Genomic DNA, 14901 nt, shown 5'->3' on the forward strand with positions numbered 1-14901 from the left:
CATGCACATCGTCTTCTTCGGCGATCAGCACCTCGACTCGCTCGGCGGCGCGCAGGTGTCGATGCGACTCCAGCGCGAGTTCCTCGAACGAGCCGGGCACACCGTCACGGTCGTCGCGCCGAGTATGCATGGATCGCGGGCGTCCTCCGGCTCTCACGGCGGCGCCTACATCGATCTGCCGTCGATGCCGATCACGGTGGACCGCGAGTACTCGATGAGCTGGCCGGGCCGGGCGACCGACCGTTTCCTCGACCGGGCCATGACCCGACGTCCGCCCGTCGACCTGGTGCACGTGCAGGCCGACTTCTGGGGCGCGTTCATCGGGCACCGCTATGCGCAGCGGCACGGGCTCCCTGTCGTGCACACCATGCACAACCGCGTGGATGTCGGGATCGCCGCGGTCACCCCGCTGCACCGGCCCGTGCTCGCGGTGCTGAACGCGTGGCGCGGCATCGCGATGCGCGGCATCGGACGACCGGTGCAGGGCAGGGACGGGTGGGCGTTCCTGCGCGGTCTCGCTGCCGGAGCATCGGCCGTGACCGCTCCGTCGACGCACTTCGCCCGGCGCCTGGAGCAGCACGACGTCTTCCCGCACGTCGACGTGGTCTGGAACGGCATCGACGACGAGCTCCGTGCACAGACGCTCGCCGCGCGCCCCGCGAGCCGGGAGCCGGGGCGACCGCGATTCGTGTGGCTCGGGCGGATGAGTCCCGAGAAGCGCCTGCTTCCGTTCCTGGAGGCCTTCGTCGTCGCCGGCGTCGATGCGGAGCTGGAGATCATCGGCGGCGGCGCTCAGCGCGCGGCTGCGGAGAAGGTCGTCCGCGGGCACGACGGCATCCGGTTCGCCGGACGGCTGACCTATGCGCAGACGCTGGAGCGGATCGCCGCCGCCGATGCGCTCGTGCAGACGTCGATCGGCTTCGAGACCCAGGGCATGACACCCTTCGAGGCGGCCACGCTCGGGACGCCCTCCGTGATCTGCGACCCCGACATCGCCGCGGAACTCGGTGGTGGGCTCTGGGCGGTACCGGACACCGATGCCGCGACGTCCGGCCGGGACATCGAGGCGGAGCGGGTCGCCGCGCTCGCCGGGACCTTGCGCCGTGCCGCCTCCGACATCGCGGGCGGCACCGCTCCGGTTCCGGTTCCCGAGGTCGCCGAGGCGTTCCGGCAGTCCTCGCGCACGGCCGCGATGGTCGCCATCTACGATCGGGTGCTCGCGAGGCGCTGAGGTCTCACGGTGTCGAGCGCACGTCGAGGTGACGCGTTGACGCCATCCGCTGTCAGAAGAACCGGAGCAGCGTGAAGGCGATGCTGGTGAAGAGGAACCCGATGGCACCGACCGCCGCGATGCCGATCGCCATCCCGGTCAGCAGTCTCGATCCGGCGCGGCGCACCGCGATCAGCCCCAGGATCAGCGCCACGACATAGAGGAAGAAGCTCAGGATGCCGATCCCGTTGTCGAAAGCGAGCATGAACTCATATCCGCCGTCGCCGCTGTAGACGAACGGCCGCGCGATGGATCCGAACAGGTTGATCGCGAAGGTGGCCACGGCGATGATGAAGGCCGCGCGAGCGAGCGGATTGCTCTCGCGGCGGGGCGCCGGTGCGGCGGACGCGGCCATCGGATATCCCTGCGGCCCGGGGGCCACTGCCGGATACGGGGGAGTGCTCGGATACCCCTGCGCAGCGGTGGGGTACTGAGGTGCAGCGGGCAGCGGCGCAGCGGGCGGTGCCGCAGGAGTGACCGGGAGGTCGTGTCCGGAAGGCGGAACAGGAGGCTGCACGGGCTCGCTCATGACCTCGAGCGTAGCCCCGACGCTCCGTTCGTGTGCGATGCCCGGCGTCCCGGGTCAGCGGTAGATGTGCCCGGACTCGGCTTCCTGGTGGAGGTCGCGCCCGGCGACGCGTCTCCAGTCGGTCGGGACGCGGCGGTGGCCGTCGCGGCGGAGCTCGACGAACGTGGCGATCGTCGCCCACGCAGCGAGGACGAGAAGTGCGATGACGAGTACCATGGCAGAAACGCTACGTTCAGTGTTGAACCGCCACGAGTGGCAGAGGAGACTCTGAGCGTAAGAAAACTGCCATTCAGGAGCGTGCACATGAAGACGGTCGCCTGCGTCATCCAGGACGGGTTCGCCCCCTTCGAGTTCGGCGTTGCGTGCGAGGCGTTCGGCCTCGATCGCGCCGACGACGGAGTTCCGAACTTCGACTTCCGCATCGTCGCCCCCCGCACGGGCGTCGTGGCGTCGAAGATCGGCTTCTCGGTCAACGTCGAGCACGACCTGACGTTCGCCCATGAGGCGGATCTGGTGGTGTTCTGCCCGCTTCCGCGGGAGCGCTGGGGTGACGTCGACCCGTTGCTGCTCGACCTCGCCAGGCGGGCCGTCGCGCGCGGCGCCTGGGTGATGAGCGTCTGCAGCGGATCCTTCATCCTCGCGGCAGCCGGGGTGCTCGACGGCCGCCGAGCGACCACGCACTGGAAGTACGCCGACGTCATGGCCGCCATGTATCCGCAGATCGACATCGATCCCGACGTGCTGTTCGTGCAGGACGGGAAGGTCATCACCAGTGCGGGCACGGCTGCGGGTATCGACGCCTGTCTGCATCTGCTCCGACAGGAAGTGGGCGCCGAGCTCACCAACCGCATCGCGCGGCGCATGGTCGTTCCGCCGCAGCGTGACGGCGGGCAGGCGCAGTTCATCGACCGACCGATCCCGCAGGTCCCCACCGACTCGCTCGCCGCGGTCGCGGACTGGGCGGTCGAGCACCTGCGGGACGATCTCGGTGTCGACCAGCTCGCCGCCAGGGCGCTGATGTCATCGCGTACCTTCGCTCGGCGGTTCAAGGCCGAGTACGGAGCCACCCCCGCGGCCTGGCTGGCCCGCCAGCGGATCATCCATGCGCAGCGGATGCTGGAGCGCACCGGCCTTCCGCTCGAGCACATCGCGGATGAATGCGGCTTCGGGTCGGCGGCGGTGCTGCGGCAGAACTTCGCCCGCGTCCTCGGCCTCACCCCCACCGCCTACCGCGCGCGATTCTCCTGCGTCGACGAACCAAGGGTCCCCGCCGCCTGACCCCTGCTGTGGCCGCGTCGCGGGATCGAAAAGGGATCGCGGAGAAGGGAATCAGGCGCGTTTTTGATCCCGCAAGAGGCGGAGTCCGCGCGCGGGGCTACTCGGCCCAGTGTGCGGGGGAGGGAAGGGTCACGTCGCGGACCTCGACGCTCTCGGGTGTCACGGAGGCGATGCAGTACAGCAGGGACTGGGTGGGATAGCCGTGCGGACGGTTGTCGCGGATGATGGCCCGGTCGTCTTCCGGGGGGAGTTCAGCGGAGGAGGCGAGGAGCGCGGTCCACTCGGCCGTCCAGTCGGCGCTGTCGGCAGTCGGGCCCAAGGCGCGGAACTCCGGCAGCCACGCCTCGATCCGCGGGGTCGTCGCATCGTCGAGGTCGTCGTGCGCGATCATGTGCGTGCCGGGTTCGATGGGTGTCTCGCGCAGTTCGACACCGTCCCACGACAGCACGCGCGCGCCTTCGGGACCCACCTCGAGCAGGTTGAAGCCGTGCATGGACAGCGGGGCGACGGGGGAGCGCCCTCGCACCGACTCCAGCGCCAGGGAGCCGCGGGAGACGGCCTGGGCATCGGGGAGGCCGCTCACGTCCGCACGGTTCAGCAGCACGGCGAGTCGGCGTTCGGAGGGATTCGCCGCGAGCCACGCGCCACCGGCTCGACGGTCGCGGATGCCGATCACGCCCGGGTGGTCCTCAGGCCACCAGGCCCCGAGGGAGTCCCAGGCCCGCAGCGGATCTTCGTCGCGGACCGCGAGAAGTCGTGCGGATCCGGCCCGCTCGACGTCGATGACAACCGTGCACACGAGACCAAGTCTAGGTCGAGGGTGAGGTGTCGGCCCATGGCGGTGGATGCTGGGGCAGAATCGAGACGTGAACATCGTGGTCGGAGTCACGGGCGGCATCGCCGCGTACAAGACGGTGCATCTGGTGCGCCTGCTCACGAAGGGCGGTCACGACGTGACCGTGGTGCCAACGGAAGACGCCTTGCGCTTCGTGGGGCTGCCGACCTGGGAGGCGATCAGTCGTCATGCGGTCACCACGAGCGTGCACGACGACGTCGCGAAAGTGCGGCACGTGGCCCTGGGACAGAATGCCGAGTTGGTGATCGTCGCGCCGGCCACGGCGAACTCGATCGCCAAGCTGGCAGCCGGACTCGCCGACGACCTTCTCGGTACGACCCTGCTCGCCAGCGAGGCCGCGGTGCTGATCGCCCCGGCGATGCACGCGGAGATGTGGCGGAACCGGGCGACGCAGGCGAACATCGCGACGCTGCGGGAGCGTGGCGTGCACATCGTCGGCCCCGCGGACGGGGAGCTCGCCGGCGGCGACAGCGGTCCCGGTCGGATGTCGGAACCCGAGGAGATCTTCGCCGCCGCGCAGGCGCTGATGATTCCCGGGGACCTCAGCGGTGTGCGTGTGGTGGTCTCGGCGGGCGGTACCCGTGAGCCGATCGACCCGGTGCGCTTCCTCGGCAACCGCTCCAGCGGCAGACAGGGCGCTGCCCTCGCTGCGGAGGCGGCCGCTCGAGGTGCCGAGGTGACACTGGTGTCGGCCAACATCTCGGGCGAGGTGCTCGCCGAGGTGCGGCACCCGTCGATCCGTATCGTGCCGGTCGGGACGGCGGCGGAGCTCTCCGAGGCGATGAAGCGGGAGTCCGCTCCCGCCGATGTTCTCGTGATGGCTGCCGCCGTGGCGGACTACCGACCGGCCGCGGTGTCGGAGCGCAAGCTCACCAAGGAGGGTGGGGGGATCCCGGCCATCGAGCTGGTGGAGAACGAGGACATCGTCGCGGCTCTCGCATCGAGCCGGCGGCCCGGTCAGCTCGTCGTCGGGTTCGCCGCGGAGACGCCGGAGAACGCGTCGGAACTCCTTGCACGCGCTCGCCGCAAGCAGCAGCGCAAGGGCGTGGATCTGCTCATCGTGAACGAGGTGGGCTGGGAGAGGGGATTCGAGGGTCCCGACAACGCCGTCCACATTCTCGGGCCGAACGGCCACGATGCCGGCAGCGCATCCGGTTCGAAGCGCGCGGTCGCGACCGCGATCTGGGATGCGATCGCACGCGAACGCTGAAGGAATGCTAAACTTGAGTCAACGCCACTCAACTTTGATCCCCGCTTCCGAACCGGGAAGTGGGAGACGACCAGAAGGAGCATCTCCAGGAGGAGCGCATGACCACCCCGCAGACCGGTAGCCAGAACCAGGAACAGCAATCCGCCCTCGAGCAGTTCGGCATCAACCTCACCGACCGCGCCCGCCAGGGCAAGCTCGACCCCGTGATCGGACGCGACAGCGAGATCCGTCGAGTCAGCCAGGTCCTCACCCGCCGCACGAAGAACAACCCCGTGCTCATCGGTGAACCAGGCGTCGGCAAGACAGCGGTCGTGGAAGGCCTCGCCCAGCGCATCGTCGCCGGCGACGTCGCCGAGTCCCTCAAGGACAAGGAGCTGGTCACCCTCGACATCTCCGCCCTGGTGGCCGGTGCCATGTACCGCGGGCAGTTCGAGGAGCGGCTGAAGCAGGTGCTCAAGGAGATCACCGAGTCCGACGGGCAGGTCATCACGTTCATCGACGAGCTGCACGTGCTGATGGGCGCAGGCGGGGGCGAAGGGTCCGTCGCCGCCTCCAACATGCTCAAGCCGATGCTGGCTCGTGGCGAGCTGCGGCTCATCGGCGCCACCACGCTCAACGAGTACCGCGAGTTCATCGAAAAGGACGCTGCCCTGGAGCGTCGCTTCCAGCAGGTCTATGTCGGCGAGCCCACGGTCGAGGACACCATCGCGATCCTCCGCGGCCTCAAGGGGCGCTATGAAGCGCACCACGGGGTCACGATCTCCGACAGCGCCCTCGTGGCGGCCGCGGCACTGTCGAACCGGTACCTGCCGGCCCGACAGCTCCCCGACAAGGCGATCGACCTGATCGACGAGTCGATGTCCCGGCTCAAGATGGAGATCGACTCCTCGCCCGTGGAGATCGACCAGCTCAAGCGCCAGGTCGACCGGATGAAGCTCGAAGAACTCGCGCTCAAACGGGAGAAGGATGCCGCCTCCAAGGAGCGCCTCGGCGTCCTTCGCGAGCACCTCGTCGAGATGGAGAAGGAACTCGCCGGCCTGGAGTCCCGATGGGCACGAGAGCGGCAGGGCCTGAACCGGGTCGGTGAGTTGAAGAAGCAGCTCGACGACGCGATCACCCAGCGCGATCTCGCGATGCGCAACGCGGACTACACCAAGGCCTCGAAGCTCGAGTACGAGACCATCAAGCGCCTCGAGCGCGATATCGCCGAGGCGGAACAGGCCGAAGCCGCGACGCCCGCCGAACCGCGCATGGTCAACGAGCAGGTCACCGAAGAGGACATCGCCGCCGTGATCGCCGCATGGACCGGGATCCCGGTCGGCCGACTGCTGCAGGGCGAAAGCGAGAAGCTGCTGCACCTGGAGAACGAGCTCGGCAAGCGACTGATCGGACAGAAGGACGCCGTCAAGGCCGTGTCCGACGCCGTGCGCCGCTCCCGTGCCGGGATCAGCGACCCCGGTCGCCCGACCGGCTCGTTCCTGTTCCTCGGCCCCACGGGTGTCGGAAAGACGGAGCTGGCCAAGGCGCTCGCGGAGTTCCTGTTCGACGACGAGCATGCCATGGTGCGCATCGACATGTCGGAATACGGCGAGAAGCACTCGGTCTCCCGGCTCGTCGGTGCCCCTCCGGGGTACGTCGGCTACGAGCAGGGCGGGCAGCTGACCGAGGCCGTGCGTCGTCGCCCGTACAGCGTGATTCTGCTCGACGAGGTCGAGAAGGCGCACCCCGAGGTGTTCGACGTGCTGCTGCAGGTGCTCGACGACGGACGTCTGACCGACGGTCAGGGGCGCACGGTCGACTTCTCGAACGTGATCCTGATCCTCACGTCGAACCTGGGATCGCCGATCCTGATCGACCCGGTGCTCGGACCGGATGAGAAGCGCGATCAGGTCATGGCGCTCGTGCGGCAGGCGTTCCGACCGGAGTTCTTGAACCGCCTCGACGACATCGTGATGTTCTCGGCGCTGAGCGAAGACGATCTCGCGCAGATCGTGGAGCTCTCCGTCGACCAGCTGCACGACCGGCTGCACGACCGTCGGCTCACGCTCGCGGTCACCCCCGATGCGCGTGCGTGGCTCGCCGAGCGCGGCTACGACCCGATGTTCGGGGCGAGGCCGCTGCGTCGCCTCATCCAGAGCGAGGTGCAGAACAAGCTGGCGACCGCGCTGCTCTCGGGCGGCGTGCACGACGGCGACACGGTGCGAGTCGATGTGGCCGCGGATGGGTCCGGCCTCGTGCTCACCGCGACGACACCCGAGTCGGAGCCCGAGGACGATGAGGTGGTCGAGGCGGAGCTGCTCGACGACTGAGGCCCCGAGGGTCGCCGGTGCCTGAAGGAGAACTCACGCTACGAAGGAGGAGATGGCTCAAGGCCTCCTTCAAAGCGTGAGTTCTCCTTCTGCGCGACGTCGTCAGGCGCTGAGGATGACCGTCTCGGCGATGGGGCGACGCACGCGCGGGGCGACTTCGCGCTCCTGCAACACCTCGGGGAGTGCGGTCACGTCGCCGAACTCGCCGACCGCGAAGACCGTGACCGGGACGAAGCGTGGCTCGAGGTCGGCGAACTCGCGCACGACCTCGGGGTCGAAGCCGCTCATCTGGTGCACGAGCAGGCCGTCGTGGTGGGCTTGCACGGAGAAGTGCGCCACGGCCTGGCCGAGGTCGTAGAGGGCGTGCGTGATGGGGGTGCCGTCGGCGGTGGCGGTCTCAGCGACGGCGACGACGAGCACAGCGGCGTTGCCCGCCCAGGCCTGGTTGAAGCCCATCAGCGCGTCCACCACCTGGGCGTGCAGGGCGGTGCCGCGACGGGCGACGATGAAGCGCCAAGGCTGAGTGTTGTTGGCGGACGGGCTCCAGCGGGCCGCTTCGAGCGCGGTGGCGAGCTTCGCCTCGTCGATCGTGTTCTGCGCGTCGAAAGCGCGGGGGCTCCAGCGGCCGGCGAGGACGTCGAGAACGGGGTGCTCGGTCGGTGCGGTGCGGTCGATGACAGGGGTGCTCACAGAAGTGCCTTTCGGATGGAGGGGATCGGACTCCATCGTCCGGGTACACGGAACCGAACAGATGCATGTGCATGCATATTCCCGACTCAGTCCGGGAGGTTGTGCGTGGCCGCATCGGTCAGCGCGTTGCGGACCGCGCGGATCGACGGGGCATCCGCCGACACGCGTCGCGCGGAGGAGAAGATCTCGCGCCGCGGGTCGTGGGGAAGCGGGGCGAGGTCGACCGTCGGGGTGTCGCCCGCCCACACCAGATCCGGCAGCAGACCGACGGCGAGTCCTGCGTGGATCAGTCGCACATGCGCCGTGAGATCGGCGATCTCGTAGCGCACGTCCGGCTCGAACCCGGCGGTGCGGCACAGCTGTTCCGCCCAGGCTCGCGAGGCGGTGCCGGCGGGTTCGAGAACCCAGGGCTCCGCGCGGGTCGACCACAGGGCGGCGAACGCGTCCGCCGGTGGCGGGGCCCCGGGACGCCGGGCCAGCGCGATCGCATCGTGGGCGAGCTCCACTCTGTCGAGATCCGCGTGGATCGGTCGGGTGCGTCCGGGGTACTGCTCGGCGAGGATCAGGTCGAAGTCTCGGCTGGACACCCCGACCAGGCCGGTCTCCGGGTCGCACTCGGTGACCTCGACGCGCAACGCGGGATGCCGGTCCTTCAGGGCCCGAAGGGCACGGGGGAGAAGGGAGTGCGCCGTCGACTGGAACACCGCGATGCGCACGGTGCCGGTCACTTCGGTGAGCGATTCGGCGACCGCGACCTCGGCGTGTTCGAGTTGATCGAGGATGCCGATGGCCTCGGCGACGAGGACGTTCCCCTGCGGAGTGAACTGCACTCCGCGCCCCACCCGGCGCAGCAGCGGTACTCCCACATCGCGCTCCAGGGCGCTCAACTGCTGCGACACCGAGGCCTTGCTGTAGGAGAGCGCATCGGCGACCGCGGAGAGTGTTCCGCGCCGCGACAGCTCCACCAGCATCCGCAGCCGAGTGACGTCCAGCACGCCCGTTCCATTCGTTCAGTCAGAGTGAACAGAATCCACTCGAATCGGTTGATAGACGGAGCCTACCGAGTGGCAGGACAATGATCCAGCCGCACACGAAACCCCGGTGTGCGCTCTCCTGGAAGGTCCCACCGATGCCTGTCGCCGCCGACACCACCACCCCCCGCACCGAAGAGGTCGCCGCGCTCGTCCAGCGCTGGCTCGCCGAGAGCGAGACGCACCCGGTCGAGCCCGCAGCCCAGCGCCTCTCCGAAGTGCTGAAGGACCCGAACGGGCTCGCGTTCACGGTCGGCTTCGTCGACGGCGTGATGCGCCCCGAAGATCTGCGCGTCGCCGGGCGCACGCTCGCCGAGCTGAGCGACATCACCCCGGGTCTGCTGCCCGGGTACCTGCGCGCCGCGATCAAGACGGGCGGCTTCTGGGCACCGAAGCTGCCCGGCGTCGTCGTGCCGATCTCCCGCCGCGTGCTGCGTGCCATGGTCGGGCACCTGGTGCTCGACGCGACCCCCGCCAAGCTGGGCCCCGCGATTGCGAAGCTCCGCAAGAGCGGCAACCGCCTCAACCTGAACCTCCTCGGCGAAGCCGTGCTGGGCGAGCGCGAAGCAGGACACCGTCTGCGCGGCACCCGTGACTTCCTCGCCCGCGACGACGTCGACTACGTCTCGATCAAGGTCTCGAGCGTCGTCAGTCAGCTCTCGATGTGGTCGTTCGACGAGGCCGTCGCGGATGTCGTCGAGAAGCTGATCCCGCTCTACGAGCTCGCCGCCCGGGCCGAAGCCCAGGGCAAGGCGAAGTTCATCAACCTCGACATGGAGGAGTACCGCGACCTCGATCTCACGATCGCGGCCTTCACGAGCATCCTCGACCAGCCGGGGCTGGAGAACCTCGAAGCCGGCATCGTGCTGCAGGCGTACCTGCCCGATGCGCTCGGTGCCATGCAGCAGCTGCAGGAGTGGGCCGCTGCGCGCCGCGCGAAGGGCGGAGCTCCGATCAAGGTGCGCGTCGTCAAGGGCGCGAACCTCGCGATGGAAGAGGTCGACGCCGCGATCCACGGCTGGCCGCTCGCCACCTACGGCACCAAGCAGGACTCCGACACCAACTACAAGCGGGTGCTCGACTGGGCGATGACCCCGGAGCGCCTTGACGCCGTGCGCATCGGCATCGCGGGGCACAACCTGTTCGACATCGCGTACACCTGGCTGCTCGCGCAGGCACGCGGTGTGGCCGATCCCACGGGAGCGGACCCTCTGGTCGAGTACGAGATGCTGCTCGGCATGGCGACGGGGCAGGCCGAGGCCGTGCGCAAGGACGTCGGGCGCCTGCTGCTCTACACACCGGTCGTGAACCCGGCCGAGTTCGACGTCGCGATCGCGTACCTGGTGCGTCGTCTGGAGGAGAACGCCAGCTCCGAGAACTTCATGTCGGCCGTGTTCGAGCTGGCCTCGAACCCGTCGCTGCTGACCAGGGAGAGGGAGCGCTTCGAGCGCTCGCTGGCCGCGCTCGCGGCCGACGAGGACGGATTCATCCCCGGTCCCCACCGCGTGCAGGACCGCGCCGCGGAGGCCGCCACCGGAACGACCGACGGCTTCGGGAACCAGGCCGACACCGATCCCGCGATCGCGGCCAACCGTGCGTGGGGACGGGCGATCCTCGGCCGCTCGGTCGGATCGACGCTGGGGCTGGACACGATCGCGATCGCCAAGGTCGAGACGGAAGCCGAACTGGACGGCATCTTCAGCGCCGCGACCACCGCGGCCGCGAAGTGGGCGGCTCTCCCCGCGGCCGAGCGCGCCGCCGTGCTGCACCGCGCCGGGGACGAACTCGCGGCTCGTCGCGGACAGCTCCTGGAGATCATGGCCCACGAGGCGGGCAAGACCATCGCGGAAGGCGACCCCGAGGTGAGCGAGGCCATCGACTTCGCGCACTACTACGCCGAGCGCGCGAAGGACCTCGAGACCGTGTCGGGTGCCGAGTTCGTGCCGTCGAAGGTCACCGTGGTCACGCCGCCGTGGAACTTCCCGGTCGCGATCCCCGCCGGCGGTGTGCTCGCGGCGCTGGCCTCGGGCTCGGCCGTCATCATCAAGCCCGCGAAGCTGACGCAGCGCTGCGGTGCCGTGATGGTCGAGGCGCTGTGGGCCGCCGGTGTGCCGCGTGATCTGCTCGCGCTCGTCGACCTGGCGTCCCGCGACCTCGGCACCCGCCTGGTCGCGGGACCCGCGGTGGATCGGGTGATCCTCACCGGGGCGTACGAGACGGCGCAGCTGTTCCGCTCCTTCCGCTCCGACCTTCCCCTCCTCGCCGAGACGAGCGGCAAGAACGCGATCATCGTCACGCCGTCGGCCGACCTCGACCTGGCCGCCGCCGACGTCGCCCGCAGCGCGTTCGGGCACGCCGGGCAGAAGTGCTCCGCGGCGTCTCTGGCGATCCTCGTGGGATCCGTCGCCGACTCGAAGAGGTTCGAGCGTCAGCTCGTCGACGCGGTCACCTCGATGCGCGTAGGTCTGCCCGACGACCCGGCCACCCAGATGGGCCCGATCATCGAGCCCGCCGACGGCAAGCTGCTCAGGGCGCTCACGACGCTGGAGAAGGGTGAGCGCTGGCTCGTCGAGCCGCGAAAGCTCGACGACGAGGGAAGGCAATGGACGCCCGGTGTGAAGACCGGTGTGCGTGAGGGGTCGTACTTCCACCTGACCGAGTTCTTCGGCCCGGTGCTCGGCGTCATGCACGCCAAGGACATGGATGAGGCCCTACGGCTGCAGAACGCGGTCGACTACGGCCTCACCGCCGGCATCCACTCCCTCGACTCCGGTGAGGTCGCCACCTGGCTCGACGGCGTCGAGGCGGGCAACCTCTACGTGAACCGCGGCATCACCGGGGCGATCGTGCAGCGCCAGCCGTTCGGCGGCTGGAAGCGCTCGGCCGTGGGTGCGGGCGCGAAGGCCGGCGGACCGAACTACCTCTTCGGTCTCGGCGAGTGGGCCCCGGCGGAGCTTCCCGCGGTCGTCCCGGGTGCCGCCGTGGCGCCCGCCGTCAGCGCCCTGCTGGATGCGGCGGGCGCGGACCTCGATGGGGCCGCGGTGGACTGGCTGCACCGCGCCGCCGCGTCCGATGAGCGGGCCTGGACCTCCGAGTTCGGCGCCGTGTCGGACAAGTCCGGCCTCGGGGTGGAGCGCAACCTCTTCCGCTACCGCCCGGTCGCGGTCGATGTCCGCATCGGCGAGGACGCTCCGCTTGCGGACGGCATTCGCGTGCTCGCCGCAGCCCTCCGCAGTGGCAGTCCGTTCACGGTGTCGGCGCCGGCGTTGCCCTCCCGCATCGAGAAGGTGCTGCGTGCGCAGGGCGTGACCGTGAAACACGAGTCGGATGCCGCGTGGACCAAGCGCTACGCCAAGGCGGCGAACACGTGGCAGCGGGTCCGTCTGGTCGGTGGCGACGCCTCGGCGCTGGTCGAGGCGCTCGAGGGCAGCCCGGACGTGGCGGTGTGGTCGCATGCCGTGACCGGCGCCGGCCGCGTCGAGATGCTGCCGTTCCTGCACGAGCAGGCCGTGTCGATCACGAACCACCGCTTCGGCAACCCCACCACTCTCGGCGACGACGTGATCTGATCCTGAGCTGATCTTCGCGGAAGCCAAAACGGAGACGAGCGAGGCGGTCGCCTGCGAGTCATGCACTGACACGCAGGCGACGTGCGCGCTCGTCTCCGTTTTCGCACCTCCGACGGCGTGTCAGCCGCGGAGAGCCTCCGAGAGCTTGACCCGCGAGCCCATGCGCAGGAGCGAGTTCTCGTAGATCTTGGCGCCGATGACGATCGCCGCCACGCAGCTGGCGAGCAGGATGACCAGGCTCAGCAGCGGCTCCCACCACTGAGCCTCACCGACGAACAGGCGCATGGGCATGCCGACCGGAGCGGAGAACGGCACGTACGACATGATCGTGAGCACCAGCGGGTTGTCGTTGAAGACGATCACCAGGATGTACGGAGCCATGATCAGCATCGTGATCGGTGTGGTCGTGGAGCCGATGTCCTCCTGGCGCGAGACCATCGACGCCGCCGCCGCGAACATCGCCGCCAGCAGGATGAACCCGAACAGGAAGAAGACGGCGAACCAGATGATCGGTGACCCGAGCGTGGTGAGCACCTCGCGCTGGCCCGTGACGATCAGACCGATGGTCGCCACCGCCGCCAGCGCGAGGATCTGCCCCATCGCCAGGACCGTGTTGCCGATCACCTTCCCGGCGAGCAGCGTGCGCGCAGGGATCGCCGACAACAGCACCTCGACCACACGCGTCTGCTTCTCCTCCACGACGCTCTGCGCGATCGTGCCGCCGAACGTCGCCGCGGCCATCATGAACACGAGTCCGAAGGCGATTGCGATGAAGTACCGAAGGAGGGGGTTGGTGGTCGCCGGGTCCAGGATCACGACCTCCGGCGAGATCGACAGCGCCGAGACAAGTGAGCCGGGGGCATCCTGCAGTGCGATGACCGTGTAGCCCGAAGGCCCGTCACCCGGGAGCACTGCGGCGTCGACCTGGTCATCGCGGAGGAGTTCCTCGGCTGCGGCCCGGTCGGCCACCTCGGTGACCTCGATGTTCGGGATGGCGGACACGGCGGCCGCGGTCTCGGCGGTCGCGGCGACCGGGGTCGTGTCGGTGTTCTTGCTCGCGAATCCGCCGAGGATGATGCCGGCGAGGGCGAGCACCAGGAGGATGCCGGTGGAGATCAGGAAGGCCTTGCTGCGCAGCTTCGATCCGATCTCGCGTTCGGCGACGAGCCAGATGCCGTTGGGGCTGCGGACGGGGTTCGGGGCGCTCATCGGATGACCTCCTTGAAGATCTGGGCGAGGGACGGATGCTTGGGGGCGAAGCTCGCGACGTCTCCGCGCTGCACCGCGGACTGGAGCACCCGCTGTGCGGTCTCGGGACCGTCCGCGTCGAACAGTGCGTACCCTCCCTCGAAGTCGACGACCGTCACGCCGGGTTCGGTGCGGAGCCAGCCGGCGTCACCGGCCGAGACCAGTTCGTAGCGGTCGCGGGCGTGCTCGGCGCGCAGCGCATCACGGGAACCGGCCGCGCGGATCGTGCCGCCGGCGAGGATGACGAGGTCGTCGCACAGGCGCTCGACCACGTCGAGCTGGTGGGACGAGAAGAGAATGGAGGCGCCCTTCGCCGCGCTGGACTGCAGGACCCCGGCGACCACGTCGACCGCGAGCGGGTCGAGGCCGGAGAACGGTTCGTCGAGGATCAGCACCTCGGGATCGTGCACCAGGGAAGCGGCGATCTGCGCGCGCTGCTGGTTGCCCAGTGACAGAGACTCGATCGTGTCGTTCAACCGTTCGCCGAGCCCCAGTTCGGTGAGCAGGGCCGTCGCCCGGTCCGTGGCATCCTGCTTGCCGAAGCCGTGCAGCCGCGCGAGGTACACGATCTGCTCGAGCACCTTCATCTTGGGATAGAGGCCGCGCTCCTCGGGCATGTACCCGAAGCGACGGCGGTCTTCGGTGGTGACCGGTGCCCCGTCCAGGGCGACCTCGCCGCCGTCGGAAGACAGCAGGCCGAGGACGATGCGCATGGTGGTGGTCTTGCCGGCGCCGTTGCCGCCGACGAAGCCGGTCAGCCGCCCGGGGGCGACCGCGAAGGACACGTCATCGAGCACGCGCCGAGAGCCGTAGCTCTTGGTGATGCCGGAGAGTTCGAGCATTCCTGTGGTCATGCCTTCACGCTACGGACCGCGGCAGGGCACGACATCCCCCCTGCGGGGGAGCCCGGG

At 69.3% G+C, this 14901-nt stretch carries 12 protein-coding genes; 5 read left to right on the forward strand and 7 right to left on the reverse strand.

Features of this window, described 5'->3' with window-relative positions; all coding sequences use genetic code 11:
* Position 1: 1 nt before the first annotated feature.
* A complete protein-coding gene (locus LC041_RS00080; RefSeq protein ID WP_226530933.1) occupies positions 2 to 1231 on the forward strand; it encodes a glycosyltransferase in 1230 nt (409 codons plus the stop codon).
* A 52-nt stretch (positions 1232 to 1283) separates the two neighbouring features.
* On the opposite strand, the gene LC041_RS00085 is transcribed toward LC041_RS00080, so the two are convergent.
* Positions 1284 to 1799 carry a hypothetical protein gene (locus tag LC041_RS00085; protein WP_226530934.1) on the reverse strand — a complete coding sequence of 172 codons (516 nt, stop codon included), beginning with the start codon at positions 1797 to 1799 and terminating at the stop codon, positions 1284 to 1286.
* A 54-nt stretch (positions 1800 to 1853) separates the two neighbouring features.
* Positions 1854 to 2015 carry a hypothetical protein gene (locus LC041_RS00090; protein ID WP_226530935.1) on the reverse strand — a complete coding sequence of 54 codons (162 nt, stop codon included), beginning with the start codon at positions 2013 to 2015 and terminating at the stop codon, positions 1854 to 1856.
* Between the two features lie 87 nt (positions 2016 to 2102).
* Between LC041_RS00090 and LC041_RS00095 the strand changes: the two genes are divergently transcribed.
* Complete coding sequence (locus tag LC041_RS00095; protein WP_226530936.1) at positions 2103 to 3077, forward strand: GlxA family transcriptional regulator; 975 nt, start codon at positions 2103 to 2105, stop codon at positions 3075 to 3077.
* A 97-nt stretch (positions 3078 to 3174) separates the two neighbouring features.
* Here the strand turns inward: LC041_RS00095 and LC041_RS00100 are convergent, their stop codons facing one another.
* Complete coding sequence (locus LC041_RS00100; RefSeq protein WP_226530937.1) at positions 3175 to 3876, reverse strand: NRDE family protein; 702 nt, start codon at positions 3874 to 3876, stop codon at positions 3175 to 3177.
* Positions 3877 to 3943: 67 nt separating this feature from the next.
* Here LC041_RS00100 and coaBC point away from each other — a divergent pair, with 67 nt between their 5' ends.
* On the forward strand, positions 3944 to 5143 hold the full coding sequence (gene coaBC / locus LC041_RS00105) for a bifunctional phosphopantothenoylcysteine decarboxylase/phosphopantothenate--cysteine ligase CoaBC (protein WP_226530938.1): 1200 nt from the start codon (positions 3944 to 3946) through the stop codon (positions 5141 to 5143).
* A gap of 98 nt (positions 5144 to 5241) precedes the next feature.
* A complete protein-coding gene (locus LC041_RS00110) occupies positions 5242 to 7452 on the forward strand; it encodes an ATP-dependent Clp protease ATP-binding subunit (RefSeq protein ID WP_226530939.1) in 2211 nt (736 codons plus the stop codon).
* A 102-nt stretch (positions 7453 to 7554) separates the two neighbouring features.
* Here LC041_RS00110 and LC041_RS00115 read toward each other — a convergent pair whose 3' ends face one another.
* Positions 7555 to 8142 carry a nitroreductase family protein gene (locus LC041_RS00115; protein ID WP_226530940.1) on the reverse strand — a complete coding sequence of 196 codons (588 nt, stop codon included), beginning with the start codon at positions 8140 to 8142 and terminating at the stop codon, positions 7555 to 7557.
* 86 nt (positions 8143 to 8228) lie between these two features.
* Positions 8229 to 9137, reverse strand: a complete 909-nt coding sequence (locus LC041_RS00120) for a LysR substrate-binding domain-containing protein (protein ID WP_226530941.1) — start codon at positions 9135 to 9137, stop codon at positions 8229 to 8231.
* 134 nt (positions 9138 to 9271) lie between these two features.
* Between LC041_RS00120 and LC041_RS00125 the strand changes: the two genes are divergently transcribed.
* Complete coding sequence (locus LC041_RS00125; protein WP_226530942.1) at positions 9272 to 12742, forward strand: proline dehydrogenase family protein; 3471 nt, start codon at positions 9272 to 9274, stop codon at positions 12740 to 12742.
* 120 nt (positions 12743 to 12862) lie between these two features.
* On the opposite strand, the gene LC041_RS00130 is transcribed toward LC041_RS00125, so the two are convergent.
* Positions 12863 to 13951 carry an ABC transporter permease gene (locus tag LC041_RS00130; RefSeq protein WP_226530943.1) on the reverse strand — a complete coding sequence of 363 codons (1089 nt, stop codon included), beginning with the start codon at positions 13949 to 13951 and terminating at the stop codon, positions 12863 to 12865.
* Positions 13948 to 14832: an ABC transporter ATP-binding protein gene (locus LC041_RS00135; protein WP_226531782.1), complete on the reverse strand. Its 885-nt coding sequence runs from the start codon at positions 14830 to 14832 to the stop codon at positions 13948 to 13950. The genes LC041_RS00130 and LC041_RS00135 overlap by 4 nt, the downstream gene beginning before the upstream one ends.
* Between the last annotated feature and the right edge of the window lie 69 nt (positions 14833 to 14901).

This window comes from Microbacterium paraoxydans (genome assembly GCF_020524545.1).
Classification (GTDB): Bacteria; Actinomycetota; Actinomycetes; order Actinomycetales; family Microbacteriaceae; genus Microbacterium; species Microbacterium paraoxydans_C.

What these genes read in the sequence shown, in the direction of transcription:
- LC041_RS00080 (WP_226530933.1), top strand. Translation starts at nt 2, where the DNA reads ATGCACATCGTCTTCTTCGGCGATCAGCACCTCGACTCGCTCGGCGGC.
- LC041_RS00085 (WP_226530934.1), bottom strand. Translation starts at nt 1,799, where the DNA reads ATGAGCGAGCCCGTGCAGCCTCCTGTTCCGCCTTCCGGACACGACCTC.
- LC041_RS00090 (WP_226530935.1), bottom strand. Translation starts at nt 2,015, where the DNA reads ATGGTACTCGTCATCGCACTTCTCGTCCTCGCTGCGTGGGCGACGATC.
- LC041_RS00095 (WP_226530936.1), top strand. Translation starts at nt 2,103, where the DNA reads ATGAAGACGGTCGCCTGCGTCATCCAGGACGGGTTCGCCCCCTTCGAG.
- LC041_RS00110 (WP_226530939.1), top strand. Translation starts at nt 5,242, where the DNA reads ATGACCACCCCGCAGACCGGTAGCCAGAACCAGGAACAGCAATCCGCC.
- LC041_RS00125 (WP_226530942.1), top strand. Translation starts at nt 9,272, where the DNA reads ATGCCTGTCGCCGCCGACACCACCACCCCCCGCACCGAAGAGGTCGCC.
- LC041_RS00130 (WP_226530943.1), bottom strand. Translation starts at nt 13,951, where the DNA reads ATGAGCGCCCCGAACCCCGTCCGCAGCCCCAACGGCATCTGGCTCGTC.
- LC041_RS00135 (WP_226531782.1), bottom strand. Translation starts at nt 14,832, where the DNA reads ATGCTCGAACTCTCCGGCATCACCAAGAGCTACGGCTCTCGGCGCGTG.